General features: G+C 68.3%; 20 protein-coding genes and 1 tRNA gene. 12 read left to right on the top strand and 9 right to left on the bottom strand.

All coding sequences use genetic code 11. From position 1 onward, the window contains the following. The first annotated feature begins 127 nt into the window (after positions 1–127). Entirely contained in the window at positions 128–637 is a 510-nt protein-coding gene (locus C492_RS05980) for a metallophosphoesterase (protein WP_008421400.1), read from the top strand. Between the two features lie 174 nt (positions 638–811). Next, complete coding sequence (locus C492_RS25510) at positions 812–943, top strand: DUF7859 family protein (protein ID WP_008421398.1); 132 nt, start codon at positions 812–814, stop codon at positions 941–943. A gap of 1 nt (position 944) precedes the next feature. On the opposite strand, the gene C492_RS05975 is transcribed toward C492_RS25510, so the two are convergent. Next, entirely contained in the window at positions 945–1,961 is a 1,017-nt protein-coding gene (locus C492_RS05975) for a threonine aldolase family protein (RefSeq protein ID WP_008421396.1), read from the bottom strand. Between the two features lie 176 nt (positions 1,962–2,137). Between C492_RS05975 and C492_RS05970 the strand changes: the two genes are divergently transcribed. Beyond that, the gene (locus C492_RS05970; RefSeq protein WP_008421394.1) at positions 2,138–3,232 is read left to right on the top strand and encodes an aminopeptidase; all 1,095 of its coding nucleotides are present in this window, start codon (positions 2,138–2,140) and stop codon (positions 3,230–3,232) included. Between the two features lie 303 nt (positions 3,233–3,535). Continuing rightward, positions 3,536–3,949 carry a universal stress protein gene (locus tag C492_RS05965; protein ID WP_008421393.1) on the top strand — a complete coding sequence of 138 codons (414 nt, stop codon included), beginning with the start codon at positions 3,536–3,538 and terminating at the stop codon, positions 3,947–3,949. Positions 3,950–3,972: 23 nt separating this feature from the next. Here the strand turns inward: C492_RS05965 and C492_RS05960 are convergent, their stop codons facing one another. Continuing rightward, positions 3,973–4,476, bottom strand: coding sequence for a cupredoxin domain-containing protein (locus tag C492_RS05960; RefSeq protein ID WP_049892778.1), 504 nt, complete (start codon positions 4,474–4,476; stop codon positions 3,973–3,975). A gap of 418 nt (positions 4,477–4,894) precedes the next feature. On the opposite strand from C492_RS05960, the gene C492_RS05955 reads away from it, so the two are divergent. Next, positions 4,895–5,980 carry a glutamate-cysteine ligase family protein gene (locus tag C492_RS05955; protein WP_008421391.1) on the top strand — a complete coding sequence of 362 codons (1,086 nt, stop codon included), beginning with the start codon at positions 4,895–4,897 and terminating at the stop codon, positions 5,978–5,980. Between the two features lie 31 nt (positions 5,981–6,011). Here C492_RS05955 and C492_RS05950 read toward each other — a convergent pair whose 3' ends face one another. The 3 genes from C492_RS05950 to C492_RS05940 all read right to left on the bottom strand — a co-directional run bounded on the left by C492_RS05950 (position 6,012) and on the right by C492_RS05940 (position 8,109). After that, positions 6,012–7,181, bottom strand: coding sequence for a C45 family autoproteolytic acyltransferase/hydolase (locus tag C492_RS05950; RefSeq protein ID WP_008421390.1), 1,170 nt, complete (start codon positions 7,179–7,181; stop codon positions 6,012–6,014). Positions 7,182–7,442: 261 nt separating this feature from the next. Continuing rightward, positions 7,443–7,517, bottom strand: a tRNA-Arg gene (locus C492_RS05945). A 229-nt stretch (positions 7,518–7,746) separates the two neighbouring features. Next, on the bottom strand, positions 7,747–8,109 hold the full coding sequence (locus C492_RS05940) for a hypothetical protein (RefSeq protein ID WP_083898743.1): 363 nt from the start codon (positions 8,107–8,109) through the stop codon (positions 7,747–7,749). A gap of 360 nt (positions 8,110–8,469) precedes the next feature. On the opposite strand from C492_RS05940, the gene C492_RS05935 reads away from it, so the two are divergent. Beyond that, positions 8,470–9,057 carry an AAA family ATPase gene (locus C492_RS05935; protein WP_008421388.1) on the top strand — a complete coding sequence of 196 codons (588 nt, stop codon included), beginning with the start codon at positions 8,470–8,472 and terminating at the stop codon, positions 9,055–9,057. Next, positions 9,054–9,467, top strand: a complete 414-nt coding sequence (locus tag C492_RS05930) for an RNA-binding domain-containing protein (protein WP_008421387.1) — start codon at positions 9,054–9,056, stop codon at positions 9,465–9,467. The genes C492_RS05935 and C492_RS05930 overlap by 4 nt, the downstream gene beginning before the upstream one ends. 77 nt (positions 9,468–9,544) lie before the next feature. On the opposite strand, the gene C492_RS05925 is transcribed toward C492_RS05930, so the two are convergent. After that, positions 9,545–10,933 (bottom strand): signal recognition particle protein Srp54, encoded by a 1,389-nt coding sequence (locus C492_RS05925; protein WP_008421386.1) that lies wholly within the window; start codon positions 10,931–10,933, stop codon positions 9,545–9,547. A gap of 201 nt (positions 10,934–11,134) precedes the next feature. Here C492_RS05925 and C492_RS05920 point away from each other — a divergent pair, with 201 nt between their 5' ends. The 3 genes from C492_RS05920 to C492_RS05910 all read left to right on the top strand — a co-directional run bounded on the left by C492_RS05920 (position 11,135) and on the right by C492_RS05910 (position 14,542). Continuing rightward, the gene (locus tag C492_RS05920; protein WP_008421385.1) at positions 11,135–11,353 is read left to right on the top strand and encodes a type II toxin-antitoxin system HicB family antitoxin; all 219 of its coding nucleotides are present in this window, start codon (positions 11,135–11,137) and stop codon (positions 11,351–11,353) included. 67 nt (positions 11,354–11,420) lie between these two features. Beyond that, a complete protein-coding gene (locus tag C492_RS05915) occupies positions 11,421–12,878 on the top strand; it encodes a dihydrolipoyl dehydrogenase (protein WP_008421384.1) in 1,458 nt (485 codons plus the stop codon). A 32-nt stretch (positions 12,879–12,910) separates the two neighbouring features. Further along, a complete protein-coding gene (locus C492_RS05910) occupies positions 12,911–14,542 on the top strand; it encodes a sensor histidine kinase (protein ID WP_008421383.1) in 1,632 nt (543 codons plus the stop codon). Between the two features lie 6 nt (positions 14,543–14,548). Here the strand turns inward: C492_RS05910 and C492_RS05905 are convergent, their stop codons facing one another. Then, the gene (locus C492_RS05905) at positions 14,549–15,346 is read right to left on the bottom strand and encodes a sulfurtransferase (protein WP_008421382.1); all 798 of its coding nucleotides are present in this window, start codon (positions 15,344–15,346) and stop codon (positions 14,549–14,551) included. A 261-nt stretch (positions 15,347–15,607) separates the two neighbouring features. On the opposite strand from C492_RS05905, the gene C492_RS05900 reads away from it, so the two are divergent. Both C492_RS05900 and C492_RS05895 read left to right on the top strand, forming a co-directional pair. Then, complete coding sequence (locus C492_RS05900) at positions 15,608–16,468, top strand: sulfurtransferase (RefSeq protein ID WP_008421381.1); 861 nt, start codon at positions 15,608–15,610, stop codon at positions 16,466–16,468. Positions 16,469–16,603: 135 nt separating this feature from the next. Continuing rightward, positions 16,604–17,233: a hypothetical protein gene (locus tag C492_RS05895; protein WP_008421380.1), complete on the top strand. Its 630-nt coding sequence runs from the start codon at positions 16,604–16,606 to the stop codon at positions 17,231–17,233. A gap of 4 nt (positions 17,234–17,237) precedes the next feature. Here C492_RS05895 and thiM read toward each other — a convergent pair whose 3' ends face one another. Together thiM and thiE are read right to left on the bottom strand one after the other, a co-directional pair. Beyond that, positions 17,238–18,068 (bottom strand): hydroxyethylthiazole kinase, encoded by an 831-nt coding sequence (gene thiM / locus C492_RS05890; protein ID WP_008421378.1) that lies wholly within the window; start codon positions 18,066–18,068, stop codon positions 17,238–17,240. A gap of 7 nt (positions 18,069–18,075) precedes the next feature. Continuing rightward, positions 18,076–18,732: a thiamine phosphate synthase gene (gene thiE, locus C492_RS05885; protein WP_008421377.1), complete on the bottom strand. Its 657-nt coding sequence runs from the start codon at positions 18,730–18,732 to the stop codon at positions 18,076–18,078. Between the last annotated feature and the right edge of the window lie 112 nt (positions 18,733–18,844).

The raw sequence follows: 18,844 nt of genomic DNA, 5'->3' as shown, positions 1-18,844 counted from the left end.
GGGAGTACGGACGGTCGGGGTTAAAGTGTGAGCCGTTCTAGATCCGGGTACCCCGCCGAGGGCGCGCGGTCCGAAACGGCGCCGCCGACACCGAAAGGAACCTGACGGGGACTCCCGAAGGGCGACCATGATCGCGATCTTTGCGGACACCCACAGCGGCGACGGCCACGAACTCACCGGCGAGGCCCTCGAGGCGGCCCGGACGGCCGACACCGTGATCCACGCCGGCGACTTCACGAGCGTGGCGGCGCTCGAGGCCTTCCGAGCGGAGTGCTCGCGGCTGTTTGCCGTCCACGGCAACGCCGACGGCGCGGCGGTCCGGGAGCGGCTGCCGACGGCCCGCGTCGTCGAGGCGGGCGGGGCTCGGTTCGCCGTCACCCACCGCCGCGAGGGCGGGGCAACCGGGCTGGCGATGTTCGGTCGCTCGCGGGACGCCGACGTCGTCGTCTCGGGTCACACCCACCGACCGACCGTCGTCGACGCCGGCGACGCGGTCCTCATAAATCCCGGCAGCCACGCCCAGCCCCGCGGTAACCGACCGGGATTCGCCGTCCTCGAGCGCGACGGCGACGGGCTGGTCGGCGAGCTCCGCCAGCCCGACGGGACCGTCCTCGAGACCATCGACGTCCGGGCGTGAGTGCGAGCGGATCGTCGGAGGCGATCGATCGACGAGGCCGACGAGGGAGACAGCGGGTGAGAGACGCGGCCGTCGCCGGAAGATGCGGGGAGTCGCCACCGAATACTACACCGTTGGTGTATAAGAAATAAAACGCCGAAACGGTTTTGCGGACCCGCGCTGTACGGCTCGAGTATGCTCGGTTTCCTCCCCGACGATCCGGTTATCATCGCGATCGTCCTGATCCTGCTCGGACTGATCTTCTTTACGTACCTCCTGTTGCGGCGCACGGTCCTCGAGTTCCGCGACGGGATGGAGGGACGCTAAGTTACTCGAGGCGTTCGCCGACCAGATCGACCGCCTTCTCGACGTCGTCCCGCGAAACGCAGCGATGCGTACAGAATCGGAGCGTGGTCTCGCCGAACGCCGACGCCCGAACGTCCTCGCCCAGTCGCTCGAGGACGTCCTCGCTGGTCAAACCGAGCCCCGAGACGTCCACGAGGACGATGTTCGTCTCCGGGTCCTGCACGTCGAGGCCGTCGATCTCGCCGAGCCCGTCGGCCAGCAGGCGCGCGTTCTCGTGGTCGGTCTCGAGGCCGTCGACGTTCTCGAGGGCGCAAAGCCCGGGCGCGGCGACGATCCCGGCCTGACGCATCCCGCCGCCGAACAGCTTGCGGACCCGGCGAGCCCGCTGGATAAACTCCTCGGAGCCCGCGAGCATCGAGCCGACCGGGGCGCCCAGCCCCTTCGAGAGACAGAACATGACCGAGTCGACGGGCTCGGTGAGCCTAGTGACGGGAACGTCGAGCGCCGTCGCGGCGTTGAAGATCCGCGCGCCGTCGACGTGGACCGGAACCCCGCGGTCGTGTGCGGCGTCGACCGCGGCTTCGATCTTCCCGGGTGCGATCGCGAGCCCGCCGCGGGCGTTGTGAGTGTTCTCGAGGCAGAGCAAACCGGTTCCCGGACGGTGCAGGTCCTCCGCGACGTAGCTCGCGTCGACCTGCTCGGGCGTCGGCACGCCCCGCGGGTCGGCGTCGAGCATCCGCACCTGCAGTCCCGCGAGCTGGGCGAGCCCGCCGAGTTCGTACTTGACGACGTGGCTCTTGCGATCGGCCAGTACCTCCTGGCCCCGCTCGGTGTGGACTCGCGCGGCGATCTGGTTGCCCATCGTTCCGGTCGGCACGTACAGCGCAGCCTCCGTGCCGACCCGCTCGGCCGCGCGGGCCTCGAGGTCGTTGACCGTCGGGTCCTCGCCGTAGACGTCGTCGCCGACCGCGGCCGCGGCGGCGGCCTCCCGCATCTCCTCGTCGGGTTTCGTCACCGTATCCGAGCGCAGATCGATCATGGGTCCGGGTAGCCGACGATCCGCCAAATAGCCGCCGCTCTCGAGGCGCGGTCCCCTCGGGGTCGGCCGTGGGACCCCTCGATTTCCGGCGCGATCGCCCGACGGCCCGGGACGGCCGATCGGCGCCGGGATTTCGATTCGAAAACGGTATTCCGGCGTGGCAAGATCTGTGTCACATGGACCCGCGCATCCGCGAACACGCCGAGATCATCGCGAACCACTCCGTCGACCTCCAGGAGGGTGACAACGTCGTCGTCGACGCTCACCCCGTCGCCGAGGACCTGGCCGTCGCCCTCCACGAGGTGATCGGCGACCGCGGCGCAAACCCCGTCGCGACCAGTCAGCGAACCGGAAAGCGCCTGCGACGGGCCTACCTCCGCGCCTCCGACGACGAGTTCGAGACGCCCGACCACGAGCTCGCGCTCATCGAAAACACCGACGTCTACGTCGCGATCCGGGCCAGCGACAACGTCACGCAAACGAGCGACGTCGACCCCGAGACGCAGGCGGCCTCCCGACAGGCCCGCCAGCCGATCCTCGAGGAACGGCTCTCGACGCGGTGGTGTCTCACGCAGTTCCCCGCGCCCGCGAACGCCCAGCTCGCCGAGATGAGCACCGAGGCCTACGAGGGGTTCGTCTGGGACGCCGTCAACAAGGACTGGGAGGCCCAGCGCGACCACCAGGAAAACATGGTCGAGCTGATGGACGACGGCGAGGAGATCCGCATCGTCAGCGGCGAGACGACCGACGTCACGATGTCGATCGCGGGCAACCCGACGCTCAACGACCACGGCGAGCACAACCTCCCCGGCGGGGAGGTCTTCACCGCGCCCGTCCCCGACAGCGTCGAGGGCGAGGTACTGTTCGACATGCCGCTGTACCACCAGGGTCGCGAGATCACCGACGTCTTCCTCGAGTTCGAGGACGGCGAGGTCGTCGAGCACTCGGCGGCGAAAAACGAGGCCGTGTTGACGAACGTCCTCGAGACCGACGACGGCGCCCGCCGACTGGGCGAGCTCGGGATCGGGATGAACCGCGACATCGACCGGTTTACCTACAACATGCTGTTCGACGAGAAGATGGGCGACACGGTCCACATGGCGGTCGGCCGAGCCTACGACGACACCGTCGGGGAGGGCAACGAGGCGAACGAATCGGCCGTCCACGTCGACATGATCGTCGACATGAGCGAGGACTCCCGCATCGAGATCGACGGCGAGGTCGTCCAGCGGAACGGCACCTTCCGGTTCGAGGACGGCTTCGAAGCGTAGTACCGCGAGCGACCGACGGGAGCGAGCGGCTTTTCCATCAACGGTTTTGCGCGAGTGGTCGCCTCCGGCGACCCGAGCGGAAAACGGTTGGAGCGACTCCCGCATCGAAATCGACGGCGAGGTCGTCCAGCGAAACGGCACCTTCCGGTTCGAGGAGGGCTTCGACGACTAAACCGCCTCGAGTCGAAGCGGTGCCCTCGCGACTCCCGCACGCACGCTCGAGGCGAAGTTCGGACGTCGGACGAGGACCCGCGAAGACGGTTCGTGCATCGCGTTTATAACGTCGAATCGGGTAGGGATCGTATGACGGTACTCGTCGCATACGACGGTTCGGCGCCGGCACGAAAGGCGGTAGAGTACGCGTTCGACGCTCACGCCGACGAGGAGATCGTCCTGCTGCGGGTCGTCGAGGCCGCGGACGGCTCCACGGAGGCCGGAATCAACCTCCTGCAGGAGGCGCTGCGGGACCGCGAGGAGAAGGCCGCGAGCGAACTCGCGGACGCCACGGCGGAGATCGATACCGAAGACGTCGAGTTCCGGACCGAGACCGCCGTCGGCAAACCCGAACGCGAGGTCGTCTCCTTCGCCGAGGAACACGACATCGACCACATCGTCATCGGCAGCCACGGCCGCGAGGGCGTTTCCCGGGTCCTGCTCGGCAGCGTCGCCGAGCGCATCGCCCGGCGGGCGCCGGTACCGGTGACTATCGTTCGGTGAGCGACCGCGAGCCGCGGTCCGGCTCACTCGGCGACGATCTCGAGGTCGCCGAGCTGGATCCGGGGCTGGTGTTCGCAGATGTAGATCGCCATCTCTTCGGTCGCCGTGAACGCGAGCGTTTCGGTCGTCCCCGTGTTGACGACGACGTCCGTCGCGTGCTCCCCGACGCGCTCGCCGTCGGCGTCCCAGATCGCCAGGTTGTGTTTCACGTTGTCGCGGTTCTCGATCGTGATCTCGTAGGATCGATCCGCGAACAGCACCAGCGTCGGGTTCTCGACGCGGTCGACGTGGGCGGGTTCGACGCCGACCCAGCCGCCGACGTAGGCGTCGAGGCGGATCTCCGAGACGTCCCGCCACGTCTCGGGGTCGGTGTCGTTCTCGAGCGAGCGCGCGGCGTCGACGATCGGCGCTTCGTCCTCGTCGTCCGCGTCGTCGCCCGATCCGACGCATCCGGCGGTGAGCAGCGTCCCTGCCGCGAGACAGAGACGCGAGAGCACGCGGCGTCTGGTCGGGCTGGCTGCGGTCACGGTTGTCCGTAAGCGCTGCAACTGGATAAGACCCGATCCAACCATCACGGTCGTGCGATCGTCCGCCGAAGCGACACCTCTCGTCGGAGTCGAGCCGTCGCCGGTTCGCTCGTCGCCACTGCCGCCCGGTCGCGGTCGACTCTTTGCCGCCTTCGGTTGTCGAACCTCGCACCGACGAGACGGGACGACCCCAGTATCGACGGCATGGAGTCCGTACGCCTGCACCGGCGTTCGTCGAGAGTCGAAGGCCCGTCGCGTGCAGGCTCAAGCGCTTCACCCGAGAGCGGCATACCCCGTCATCCGGAGAGAAAGAATCGGACGCCGGCTCGCGGTTCGATCGATAGCGTTCGACTGCAGCGACGACCCGACGGCGATCCGCCCGACGGTCGGACGATACCGCAGCTCAACGGAGACATCTATGAAAACCAGCCTCGAGGTGGAGTACTGGGTCGTCGACGACGGCGGCGATCTGGTACCACCCGAAACACTGCTCGACGTCTCGGATCAGGTCGATCCCGAGTTCGTCGAGCCGATGCTCGAAATCAAGACAACGCCCTGTTCGTCGACGGCCGAGCTCCGCGAGGAGTTCCTCGGAGAGATCGAACGCGTCGTGGACGCGGCACGCGACCGGGACAAGCGACTCGTTCCGCTCGCGACCCCGTTGTACGCCTCGCCGGCGGACGTTCCGTACCGGGAAAAGCGCGGGACCGATCTCCAGCGCCGGATCGTGGGACCGACGTTCGACGACGCCCGCATCTGTGCCGGCACGCACATGCACTTCGAGCAATCGAACGTCGCCGCTCAGCTCAACGCCCTGACGGCGATCGATCCCGCGTTCGTCCTCCTCAACAGCTCGTCGCACTACCGCGGGGAGCGCATCGTCGAGTGTGCGCGTCCCTACCTCTACCGGCGCTCGTGCTACGAGGCCTGCCCCGAACAGGGCCAGCTCTGGCCCTACGTCGACGGCGTCGCCGACTGGGAACGGCGACTCGAGGACGCCTACGACGGGTTCCGCGAGCGCGCCCTCGACCGCGGCGTCGAACCGGCTCGCTTCGACGACGAGTTCGATCCCTACGACGCGGTCTGGACCCCCGTTCGGTTGCGGAAGGCGATGCCGACCGTCGAGTGGCGCTCGCCGGACGCGGCCCTGCCGAGCGAGGTGCTCCGGCTGGCCGAGACGGTGCGATCGATCGTCGCACACGCCGACGCCCGCGGTACCGTCGTCGACGGCGCCGAGTCCGCGACCGACGCCGCCGACGGGAAGCTGACGCTTCCCGACTTCGGAACCGTCGAATCGGTCACCGACGCAGCGGTCCACGACGGACTCGAGAGCCCGAGCGTAAGCGGCTACCTGCGGGAACTCGGGTTCTCCCCCGGGGCCTACGAGCCGTTCGCGGATCGACTCCCCGACTCGCGGCTCGCGAAACGCCGAGCGAAGCGGCTCCGACTCGAGGCGGCGCGTCGACTCGAGGCCGACCTCGAACGGGCACGCGTCCGAGCCTGAGCGACGCGAGCTCCGCGTCGAGCGGCGAGGGTCATCGACGATCGAGCCACCGGCGCCCCGTTCGAAGATCGGTCGGGATCTCGTCGCCGAACGAACACCGCGTGCGGTCGGCCCTGCAGGGGTTGCCCATCGCGACCTCGATCGTCGGCGAGCCGCCCTCGAGAACGGCCGCGCTCGCGGTCGTCAGCTGACCGAACGCGTGTGGCTCGTCCGTCTCGGGTTCCGGATGCCGGCAGATCGAGTCGTCTCCCGGGCCGTTCTCGTGATCCCGCGCGAGCTCCCACAGATCGTCCCGATCGATTTGGTCGGCGTCCTCGAGCAGCGACAGGGCCCGGTCCCGGCGCTCGATCGAACTCTCCGTCTCGGTCGACTCCGAGAGTACGAAGTGATTCGTTCGCGTTACGACGGCCGCGTCGTCGACGCCGATCCGCTCGGCGACCGGGTCGATCTCGAGCAGGACGGCGTCGGTTTCGTCCGCGAGAAACAGCGTCTGTCCGCACAGGCGTCGGGTCGGTACGGACTCGAGTAGCGACCGGGCGTCCTCGACGGTGGCGCACTCCTCTAACACGATCCGGATGACGGTCCCGTTCCGGAGCTGGTCCTCGGGTTCGACGTCGTCTCGCTCGCTGTCGATGTAGGTGTTCGCCGCGACCAGCCCCCGGTCGTTCACCCCCTTGAAGATCGAGATCGTTCCGCAGGTGTCGACGGTCAGGAACCCGTAGTAGTCGCCGATCGGCGGCTGTTCGACGATCGACTTCGGACGGGATCCCCGACCGGCGATGTCCCGGTTCTTGAGTACGAGCGGCCCTCCGGTCGTCGATCCGGCGTCTGTTGACGGTTCCGAGTCGACCGTCGGTCGGGTGACGAGAACGTTCGTACACCCTTTCGGGTTCTTCTCGGAGCGTCCCCTCCCGTCGGCCAGTTCCTCGCAAAGCTCGGAGTACGCGAACACGTACGCGTCGTAGACTGCCGGATCGACATCGAGCTCCGCGGCCATCGCCTCGTAGGCCCGGCGGTGACGGTCGGGCAGACTCTCGCGGCTCCGCCGACCGTACTCGAGCAGCGGCTCGAGATCGATTCCGCGTTCGTCGATCGCGGCCGCGAGTTCGTCGACGGCCCACTCGATGGCCTCCCGCTCGGTCGCCGCGCGTCGACTGGCCTGTTCGGCGAACGTGTCCGCGTCTGCGATCGGTTCGTCCATATTCGTGACAGCGACTCGAGCGGGTTGTATCGGCGGCCTGCACAGTCGAGACAACTGACGGCGAGGCGCCGTCTCGAGGGACGGTCAGGTCGCGTCGGCGTTCTCGCACTCGGCGTGCGAAGATCGGGCTCCGATCGGTCAAACGGACACGACCGTCGCAGAATCAGCGGGCACGGTGGGATTCGAACCGCGGTCGCAGCGGGCTGCTCCCTGATTCGAATCCCGCGTGCCGGTTTGCTCGTCGCTCCGCGGCTCGTTGCACGGGCACGATGGGATTCGAACCCACGACCGTCGGATTAGAAGTCCGACGCTCTTTCCGGACTGAGCTACGTGCCCTCGAGTACGAGTCGTCCGTCGAACGGTATAAGCGGTTGGGATTCGCCGGTGGCGCAATCGGGGACCGAAACCCGTTCTTCGAAAGCGGGCTCTCGTCCCGTCCGATCACGTCGCCAAGGCGCTTCGCAACCGTACGATCCGATACCCCGTCGCTCCGCTCGAGCGGGAGCCGCGAGCCACCCGCGTTCGGGCTGGAGTACGCGAGATTCCCGGGTAGTCGGCGGGGCTATCAGTCACCGAGTCCGTCCTCGGACTCGTTGTCCATTCCGTTCTCGGACTCGTTGTCCATTCCGTTCTCGGACTCGTTGTCCTCGCCGAGTCCGCCGTCTTCGGATTCGTTGTCCGTTTCGTTCTCGGTCTCGTTGTCCTCGCCGAGTCCGCCGTCCTCGGACTCGTTGTCCGTTTCGTTCTCGGTCTCGTCGTCCATTCCGTTCTCGGATTCGTCCATTCCGTTTTCGTCCATCCCGTTTTCGGACTCGTCCCCTCCGTTCTCGGATTCGTCGTCCGTCCCGCCGTCCGAACAGCCCGCGATCGCCGCGATCAGTCCGGTGCCGGCCGCCATCGTGAATCGCCGTCTATCGATTGCTGTCATAGTACGCAGCCGTTGCCAAATTCGAGTCAGTAAATAACAGCCACGTTCCGTTTCGACGATTGCTCTCGATTTGCTCGAGTTCTGAACAGACGGAGCCGCGGCAAACGAGAGATTGTGATCGCGGGCGCCGTTTCAGAACCGAAAGCACCGCCGGTAGTCGAGCCGAGTCGAGCGGTCGAATCGAGAGCGTCGTTTCGGGGGCTACGAGCGGTCTGTGATCCGAAATCGGCTCGTTTCGGTTCGATATGGCGATACATAACGAGGTTGTGGGAGAAGCAACCGAGGGGCCGCGACCCCGCGGGTCGACGCAGTGAGCGACGAACACAGGCCTTATGCACGTCTCGACGGTACGTTCGATCGATGCACGTCATCGGAACGGTGGGACTGCCCGGAAGCGGCAAGGGCGAGGCCGCCACCGTCGCGCGAGAGGAAGGAGTCCCCGTCGTGACGATGGGCGACGTCGTCCGCCAGGAGACGGCCGACCGCGGGTTAGATCCCGCGAAAGACCACGGCGGCGTCGCCCAGGCGCTTCGCGAGGAGAACGGTCCGGCGGCGATCGCCGAGCGCTCGCTGCCGATGATCGACGACCGTCTCGAGGATCACGACGCCGTACTGGTCGACGGGATCCGATCGGGCGTCGAGGTCGACGCCTTCGAGGAGCGGTTCGGCGAGGCGTTTACGCTCGTCAGCATCGAAGCCCCCTTCGACGTGCGGGCCGAACGCATCGACGCGCGCGGGCGGGACGCCGGCGCGAACGACGGCGGCGAGCCCCTCGAGAAGCGCGACGAGCGCGAGCGCGGATTCGGGATGGACGACGCGATGGACCGTGCCGACGTCGTCGTCGACAACACCGAATCGCTCGAGGCGTTCCGCGAGCGGATCCGCCGACTCGTCCGCGAGCAAACGGAGCCGATCGACGAACCGGAATCCGAGGCCGAACGACCATGACCGAGATCTACAGCGTCGACGTCGAGATCACCGCGCCGGTCTACGACACCGAGGTAACGAGCCGCGTCGCCGACGCCGTTGCGAACGTCTTTCCCGACGCCGACCTCGAGGAGGAGTTCGGCGAGATCAGGGGAGAGGCCCACTCGCTCGAGCATCTCTCGGAGCTGTTACACCGCCAGGAGATCCTCGACACCGCCCGCGGGGAGTTCTTCGCGAACCGCGAGGGCGAGGCGTTCAGCTTCGCGCTGAAAAAACAGGCGGCCTTCGAGAACCGCGTCAACTTCTCGGTGGGCGAGCCCGACGAGCTCGGAGAGATCGCCGTCCGCGTCCGCGTCCGGGAGCCGGACCTCGAGAGCTACGTCGACCGCGTCGCGCCGCCGACCGAGGACGGCCGACCGGTCGACCCCTGAGACGGGCGAGTCGATTCCGGCGACGGTCGCCCGCTCGTCTCGGTAGCGGGGTCGGTGCGCTCGGGAACGGAACGCGCTCAGAACGGGCCCATACCGCCCATTCCGCCGCCACCGCCGCCCTGTTGCATCTGTTGCATCATCCGTTGCATCTCCTTGTCCGAGCCCATCCCCTGGAACTGCTTGATCGTGCGTTCCATCATCTTGTACTGCTGGAGCAGCTCTCGGACCTGTTCCTCGCTGGTGCCCGAACCCCGGGCGATGCGCTCGATCTGGCTCGCGCCGATGGCCTTGGGGTACTCCTTTTCGGTGTCGGTCATCGAGTCCATGATGACGCTGAACGTGCGCATGCGCTCCTGGGTGACGTCCATGGCGTCGTCGGGGAGCTGGTCCTTGATCCCGCCGCCGAAGCCGGGGATCATGTCCATCACTTGATCGAGGGGACCCATGTTGTTCATGGCCTCCATCTGTTTTTGCATGTCGTTGAGGGTGAACTGCCCCGTCAGCATATCCTCGGGGTCCCACTCCTCGTCGTCCTCGATGTCGGTCTGTTGCATCGCCCGCTCGACGCGCTCGGCGAGCTGGCCGAGGTCGCCCATGCCAAGCAGCCGCGAGATGAAGCCGTCGGGTTCGAACCGCTCGACGTCCTGGACCTCCTCGCCGGTTCCCAGGAAGGCGATCGAGGAGTCGGTCTGGTCGACCGCCGTCAGTGCCCCTCCGCCTTTGGCGGTCCCGTCGAGTTTGGTGATGACGACGCCGTCGATGCCGATCGACTCGTCGAACTGGCGGGCCTGGTCTTTCGCGCCCTGCCCGATCGCCGCGTCGAGCACGAGCAGCGAGGTGTCGGGCTCGACGACGCCCTCGATCTGTTCGATCTCGTCGATCAGGTCGTCCTCGAGGGCGTGTCGCCCCGCGGTGTCGACGATGTGGACGTCGGCCTCGCTGGTCGCCTCGAGGCCCTCGCGGGCGATCTCGACGGGGTCGTCGGCGTCGGGATCGCCGTAGAAGTCGACCTCCGCGCGCTCGGTCATCTCCTTGGCCTGGTCGTAGGCGCCGGGCCGGAAGGTGTCCGTCTGGATCACGGCGGGGCGAAGCCCCTTCGTCGAGAACCACCAGGCCATCTTCGCGGCGGAGGTGGTCTTCCCCGACCCCTGCAGGCCAGCCAGCAGGATCGTCTGCTCCTCGAGGGGGAGGTCGGTCGACTCGCCGATCAGGTCGACGAGCTCCTCGTAGACGATCCGGAGGACGAAGTCCCGGGCCGGGGTTCCCGCCGGAGGTTCCTCCTCCAGCGCGCGCCGTTCGATGCTGTCCGACAGCTCCATCACGAGCGAGACGTCGACGTCGGCGGAGAGCAAGGAGCGCTGGATCTCCTTGACGATCTCCCCGATGTCCTCCTCGCTGACGCGTGACTTCCCGCGGAGTTTGTCCAGCGTGCCCCGCAGAGAAGTGCCGAGATCGTCGAGTACCATTTGCCCGGTGTACGGGGCGATGGCGTTAAAGGCTTTTTCTCGACCGCCAGCGCTTCCGATCGACCGAACCCCGTTTCGGCGATCCCGGACCGTGCGGCAGCGCGCTGTCGTCGAGTGCGTACTGACGCGCCTCGAGGACGGCCGACGGTTCGAACCGCGGCGTCGGAGGGTATTTCAGCCGCCCGCCGACAACGTTCGGGTATGCCGACGAACCCGCACATCGACGCCGACGAGTATCCCGCTCTGGCCGACGCCGACGTCACGGTCCGCGCCGAGGACGGCTTCTACATCGCCGACGACGAGGAGACCGGGGTCTCGAGCCAGGGCCCCACCGAGGAGGAAGCGATCGCGAACCTCGCGGACGCGGTCGCAACCTACGCGGACGGGCAGTCGGACGACACCGGCGACGACTGGCTGTAGCGCCGGAGCGCCCCGTTTCGTACGCAGCCTCCCGTTTTACGGTGGGTAGCGTGGTCGTGTATGTGATATGGACGAGTTCGACGTCGTCGTCATCGGCGGCGGGTCGGGAAGCCAGGTAGCCACCGCGGCAGCCGAGGAGGGCCTCGAGGCGGCCGTGATCGAACCCGGACCGCTCGGGGGCGCCTGCATCACGCGTGGCTGTGTCCCCTCGAAGGCGCTCATCCACCGGGCCGACGTCGTCGACGGGATCCGCCGCGCCGAACGGTTCGGCGTCGACGCATCCCTCGAGGACGTCGCCTACGGAGAGATCACGTCGTCGATCGAGGACGCGGTCTTCGGAAAAGCGAAGCGACAGGCCGAGTCGCTCGAGGAGGCCGAAAACGTCGCGCTCTACCGCGGCGAGGGGCGGTTCGTCGACGAGCGCACCGTAGCGATCGACCCCGTCGCGGACGGGGACGGCGCTCCCGCGGACGGGGACGGCGAACGGATCCGCGGCGAGACGATCGTCGTCGCGGTCGGCGGTCGCCCGACGATGCCCCCGGTCGACGGCCTCGAGGGCGTCGACGTTCTCACCAGCGACGACGCCCTGTACCTCGACGAGCGACCCGACGAGCTCGTCGTGATCGGCGGGGGGTACATCGCGGCCGAACTGGGCTACTTCTTCGGCGCGCTCGGCGCCGACGTCTCGATCGTCGGCCGGAGCGGGCAGCTCGTTCCGCGGGAGGACGACGACGTCAGCGCCGCGGTGACCGACGGGCTCGAGCGCTACTGCGAACTCTACACGGGCTACGAGGCCGTCGAAGCCCGCGATGACGGCGATCGGGTGAGCGTGATCGCGGAGCCGTCGGACGACGGCGGGGACGGCGACGCGGTCGAGCTCGAGGCCGACGACGTTCTGGTCGCGGCCGGCCGACGTCCCACTACCGACGCGCTCGACCTCGAGAACGCCGGCGTCGAGACCGACGCGGACGGGTACGTCGAGGTCGACGAGCGCCTCGAGACGAGCGTCGACGGGATCTGGGCGCTCGGCGACGTTCTCGGCGACGAACCCTACAAGCACGCGGCCGACTACGAGGCCCGAATCGTGGCGACGAACGTGCTCGAGACAGTCGAGCGGACCGTCGACTACGGGGCGATGCCCCACGCGGTCTTCACCTCACCGCAGGTCGCAAGCGTCGGCCGAACGGAGGGGGAACTCGAGGAGGACGGCCGGGAGTACGAGTCGGTCCGCGTGAGCTACGACGCCGCGCCGCTCGGGCTGATCCTCGACCCCGACGAGGGGTTCGTCAAGGTCCTCGCGGCGCCCGATGGGGAGATCCTGGGCTGTCACGTCGTCGGCCCGGAGGCGCCGACGCTGATCCAGGAGGTCGTCGTCGCGATGGACGGCGGCGGCACCGTCGACGACGTCGCGGATTCGGTTCACGTCCACCCCGCGCTCTCGGAGGTCGTCTACGCGGCGTTCGACGAGCTATCCTCGAGGCCGTACTCGACGGCGCCGGACTGGCGCGACGTCGGTGACGAGTGATTTATTTATCGGATGCCCCTTACGTATCCAAAATGGGTGAACGATCGGGGTCGACGACCCCGGGCAGCGACGGGGCGGCGCGAACCTACGAGCGGATCACCGACGCGGTGCTCGCGCTCGACGGGGAGTTTCGGATCACGTTCTGTAACGCCGGCGCCGAGCGGGTACTGGACGCGAGCGGTGCGCAGCTCCGCGGAACGGCGATACAGGAGGCGGTTCCGAACGGGGTCGGAGCGACGGTTCGTGAGGGCTGTGAACACGCCCTCGAGACCCAGGAGTCGCTCGGGTTCGAGGAGTACTTCGACTCGCTGGCAGCCTGGTACGAACTGCGCGTCTATCCCGACGAGACGGCCGTGACGGTCCACTTCCGGGACGTGACCGACCGGGTCCGCCGGGAGGACCAGCTCCGCCGGCGCGAGCGCGCGCTCCAGGACGCCTACGAGGCCCTCACGGATGCGAACCGACCGCTCTCGGAGCAGATCGAGGTGCTACTGAGCATCGTCCGCGAGACGCTCGGCACCGAGTGCGGAGCGCTGTCGTCGGTTCAGGAACGGACCAACGAGTACACCCTCGAGGCCGTCGACGCGGCCGAGGGGACCGACCTCGAGGCGGGGCGAACGGTGCCCCTCGACCGGACGAACTGCAAGCGCGTCGTCGACGCCGGACGAACGGTCGCGATCGAGGACGTCGGGGCCGACCCCGACGCGCCCGAGCCGGCCGACGGGGTCGCGAACGGGGCGGCCGCGGTCGCCTGCTACCTCGGCACGCCGATCTTCGTCGACGGCTCGGTGTACGGGACGTTCTGCTTCTACGACCGTGAGCCCTGTCCCGGCGGGTTCTCCGACTGGGAGCGCACCTTCGTCGGGCTGCTGGCGAACTGGGTCGGGTACAAGATCGAGCGACGGCGCTACCGAGAGCGCCTCGAGGCCTCGAACGAGCAGCTCGAGCAGTTCGCCTACGCGGCCTCCCACGATCTGCAGGAACCGCTGCGGATGGTCTCGAGCTACCTCTCCCTGCTCGAACGGCGCTACGACGACGACCTCGACGCCGAGGCCCGAGAGTTTCTCGCGTACGCCGTCGACGGCGCCGACCGGATGCGCGAGATGATCGACGGACTGCTCGCGTACTCCCGGGTCGAGACCCGGGGCGATCCCTTCGAGCCCGTCGACCTCGAGACCGTCCTCGCGGACGTCGTCGACGACCTGCAGTTCAGGCTCGAGGAGACCGAGGCGACGGTGTCGATCGGCTCGCTCCCCCGGGTCGAGGGCGACGACGACCAGCTCCGGCAGGTGTTCCAGAACCTGCTCGAGAACGCCGTCGAGTACAGCGGCGACGAGCCGCCGACGGTACGGATTACGGCCGACCGGGAGACCGCATCCGGCTCGACGCCCGACGGGGGCGAGTCCGTCTCCCGGGGCGACGGGAGGTGGGTGATCTCGGTCAGCGACGCCGGTATCGGGATCGAACCCGACGACCACGAGCGGGTGTTCGACGTCTTCGAACGGCTGCACAGCCACGAGGCCCACGCCGGAACCGGGATCGGACTCGCGCTCTGTCAGCGGGTCGTCGAGCGCCACGGCGGCGAGATCTGGATCGAGCCCGATCCGGAAGAGGGGACGACGTTTCGACTCACCCTGCCCGACGCCTCGAGCGGGACCGTCTGAGGCCGGCTACGCGGTCGACCCGGTCTCGATCTCGCCGTCGGCCGCGAGCCACTCCGTCAGGCTCCCCTCGTAGACGGAGACGGTCTCGTACCCGAGCGCCGCGAGGACCGCGTAGGTGTGGCTGATCCGCCTGGCGGTGTTGCAGTAGAGGACGATCTCCCGGTCGCGGGTGATCCCGCGGTCGGCGAACAGCGCCTCGAGCTCGGCGGCGGGTTTCAGGCGGCGGGTCTCGTCGTCGACGGCCGCGCGCCAGTCGAGTCGAACGGCTCCGGGGAGGTGCGCCTCCGCGTACTCCTCGGGGTCGCGGGTGTCGACGAGGACGGCGTCGCCCTCGAGGGCGGCCTCGACGCCCGCGCGGTCGATCAGCGGACTCCGGTCGAACGAGAAGGGGTCGGCCGCGTACGCGGTCGGCTCGACGATCGGCGTTTCGGCGTCGGTCTCGCGCTCGCGGTTCCAGGCGCTGAAGTCGCCGTCGAGCAGGCGCGCGTCCTCGTGGCCGTACGCCCTCGCGGTGAGGAGAAACCGGGCCGCGAAGACGCCGTGGGTGTCGTCGTAGGCGACGATCGTGTCCTCGGGTTCGATGCCGGCCTCGCCGAGGAGTTCCTCGAACGCCTCCCGTCCGGGGAGGGTCCCGGGGTCGGGTCCCGTTTCGTCGCGGTAGCTGTCGAAGGGAACGTTCACGGCGCCGGGCACGTGACCGATCCCGTCGTACTCCCAGGCGTCTCGAACGTCGACGACCGCGACGTCGGGGTCCTCGAGCCGGGTCGCGAGCCAGTCGGGCGAGACGACGACGGATTCGTCCATCGGTTTCGACCTGTTGCGGGGCGCCCGAGTAGACTCCGATTCCGGCACGTCTCCCCGGCGTACCGAGATCGTGGCAATACTTGCAGCACCGTCCGATCGAACGCCGCCGCCGCCGCCGAGTTCGACGGGCGAACGACGGATCGCCTTCGCCGCCGCGCTCGGGGACGGGAGAAAAGAGGCAATATAATCCTCGAAAGTCGAGCGTCGACCGAATTGACCGGTTAGCTCGGGCCTATGTGGACGGAACGCCACGGATCGGGTATGGCAACGAACGACTACGCGACCGACGCACTCGTCACGGCCGACTGGGTCGAGGATCGACTCGAGGAGTTCCAGAGCGACGACCCCGGACTCCGGCTCGTGGAGGTCGACGTCGACACGGAATCGTACGACGAGGAACACGCCCCCGGTGCGATCGGGTTCAACTGGGAGACGCAGCTCCAGAACCAGACCCGACGGGACATCCTCGACAAAGAGGAGTTCGAGGAGTTGCTCGGCAGCCACGGCATCACCGAGGACTCGACGGTCGTCCTCTACGGTGACAACGCCAACTGGTTCGCCGCCTACGCCTACTGGCAGTTCAAGTACTACGGCCACGACGACGTCTACCTGCTCGACGGCGGCCGCGAGTACTGGCTCGAGAACGGCTACCCGACGACCGAGGAGGTCCCGTCGTTCCCCGAGACCGACTACGAGGCCGGCGGCCCGCGCGAGACGATCCGCGCCTACCGCGACGACGTCGAGAAGGCGATCGAACGCAACGTCCCGCTCGTCGACGTCCGCTCGCCCGAGGAGTTCACCGGCGAGATCCTCGCCCCCGCGGGCATGCAAGAGACCGCCCAGCGCGGCGGCCACGTCCCCGGCGCGAGGAACATCTCGTGGTCCGCGGTGACCGACGAGGACGGCACCTTCAAGAGCCGCGACGAGCTCGAGGAGCTCTACGCCGAGGAGGGAATCGACGGCGACGAGACGACCATCGCCTACTGCCGGATCGGCGAGCGCTCGTCGGTCGCCTGGTTCGCCCTGCACGAACTGCTGGGCTACGAGGACGCCGTCAACTACGACGGCTCCTGGACCGAGTGGGGCAACCTCGTGAACGCCCCGGTCGAGACCGGCGAGTAACCGACGCGTCGCGGTCGGCCCGCGCTGCGGATTTTCTCGCGTTCGATCGATTCCGGGAGCGACGGCTCCCCTCGAGGCGGGTCGCGGCTGTCGGTAACGGCAGGCATAACCCGTCTCCGAACGAACCGTGGTTCGATGACAGACGCCGAGGAATTCCTCGAGACCGTCCGCGCCGAAAACGAAACCGAACTCTCCCGACTCGGCTCCTCGAAGTCGCTGTACGCCGACACCGGGGGCGAGATCGACACCGAACCCGTCCTGCGAGCGACGGCCGACGCCGAGCACGCCGCCTGGCGAACTTTCGAGGCCTGGGCCGACGACGAGGACGACGACGACGCCCGCGAGGCCTTCGAGGCGACGGCCGCCGAGGAGCGTGACCACTACGAAACCGTCGACGAGAAACTCGACGACTACGAGCCAGAGACGGTGCCGAACCTCCACGAGTACCTGCGCGACCGCGAAGACACCGTCGAGCGAACCGGCGCGCTGATCGGTCGGATCCTCGCGAGCCAGCGCTCGAAGAGCCAGATCGTCGGCTACTTCGTCGGCGACGCCGACCCCCAGACGGCGGGGCTGTTCCGCGAGTTCGGCGACGACCTAGACGGCCAGCTCGAGCGCGCGACCGATCTGCTCGAGGAGGTCTGTCCCGACGAGACCGACCGCGAGCGCGCCCTCGAGGCCGCCAGCGGGGCGATCGAAGCCGCCTACGAGGAGTACGTCGCCTCGCTCGAGGAGCTGGGCGCGAACCCGAAACCGGTCTGTTGATCGCTCACGCGATCGGCTCGAGCCGCGACTCGAGGTCGTACTCCGCGACGGCTTCGGCGGAGAGCCCGGCGACGGCGTCGTGGAAGTTCGTCCGGTAGCTCGCCGGCCCTTCGTGGGGGAGCTCGGCGGCTCGCTCCCCCGCGATCCCGAACGCGAGCGTGCCGTCTACCGCCGCCCTGCGGGCGTCCTCGAGGGCGCCGCAGAACGTCGCGATCGTCCCGCCGAGCATACAACCCGTGCCGACGACCTCGCCAAGTCGCTCGTGGCCCGCCGCGATCCGGGTCGTGCCGTCGCCGTCCGCGACGACGTCCTCGACGCCGGAGGCGACGACGACCGCGCCGGTCGACTCGGCGAGCGAGCGGGCCGTCTCCTCGATAGCGTCGTAGTCGCCGACCGACTCGACGCCCCGAACCTCGGCTTCGACGCCTGCGAGCGCGCTGATCTCCCCGTAGTTTCCCTTGATCGCGGCGAACTCGTACTCGGTGAGCAGTTCCTCGGCGACCGCCTCCCGCGTCGGCGTCGAGCCGACGCCGACCGGATCGAGGACGATCGGAATCCCACGGTCGTTGGCCGTCTCGGCCGCCTCGCCCATTGCCTCGAACTTCGAGTCGGGAATCTGGCCGATGTTCAACAGCACTGCGCTCGCGAGTTCGGCCATCTCGCCGGCGTCGCCGGGGGAGTCGGCCATCACGGGTAATCCGCCCCAGTGAAGGGTGAGGTTCGCGACGTCGTTGATCGTCACCTCGTTGGTCAGCGACTGCACTAGCGGCTCGGTTTCGGCGAGTTCCCCGAGGGAGTCCGCGAGCGTCGGCCGGGTCGTGTCGGATCTCGTCATGGTTCCGTCACTCTCGGCGCTCGAGGTCCTTCGCCGTTTCGACCGTTCGCGCGAGGGCGTCGGTCGCGACGGCGGGATCGTCGGCCGCCGCGATCTCGCTGATGACCGCGACGCCGGCGGCGCCGGCCTCGACGACGGGACCTGCGTTGTCGGCCGTGATACCGCCGATACCGACGACCGGGATCGAGACGGCTTCGACGATCGCGGCGATCCGTTCGGGACCGATTCCGTTCTCCGCTTCGGGAACGTCCTTCGAGGTGGTCCCGTAGACGCTGCCGACGCCGAGGTAATCGGCGCCGTCGGCCTCGGCGCGTCGAGCCTCCTCGACGGTCGACGCCGAGCAGCCGACGATCGCCTCGGGACCGAGCAGGTCGCGCGCGACCGAGACGGGGAGGTCCGACTGGCCGACGTGGACGCCGTCGGCGTCGATCGCCTCGGCGACGTCGATGCGGTCGTTGACGATCAGATCGACGCCCGCCTCGGCGGTCAGCTCGCGCAGCTCGAGGCCGAGCTCGTACCGCGAGCGCGCGCTCGTCTCCTTCTCGCGGAGCTGGACGGCGTCGATGCCGCCCTCGATCGCCGCGCGGACGACCTCGGGGGTCGACCGATCCTCGGCGATCGACGCCTGCGTGACGAGGTAGGTTCGCCAGGTCGAGGGCTCCATGGTCGGTACTGCGCGCTTCCGGGCAAAAGAGACGACGGTTCGCGGGGGCGCTCTCGAGCCGAGTCGACGGGAGCAGGCCCTCCGACGGGGAGCCGAGCAGTAATGGTGCTGG

It is taken from the genome of Natronococcus jeotgali DSM 18795 (assembly GCF_000337695.1).
In the GTDB taxonomy this organism is placed as follows: Archaea; Halobacteriota; Halobacteria; order Halobacteriales; family Natrialbaceae; genus Natronococcus; species Natronococcus jeotgali.
Note: the sequence above shows the minus strand (reverse complement) of the source record. Positions and strands in the feature narration are given on the sequence as shown.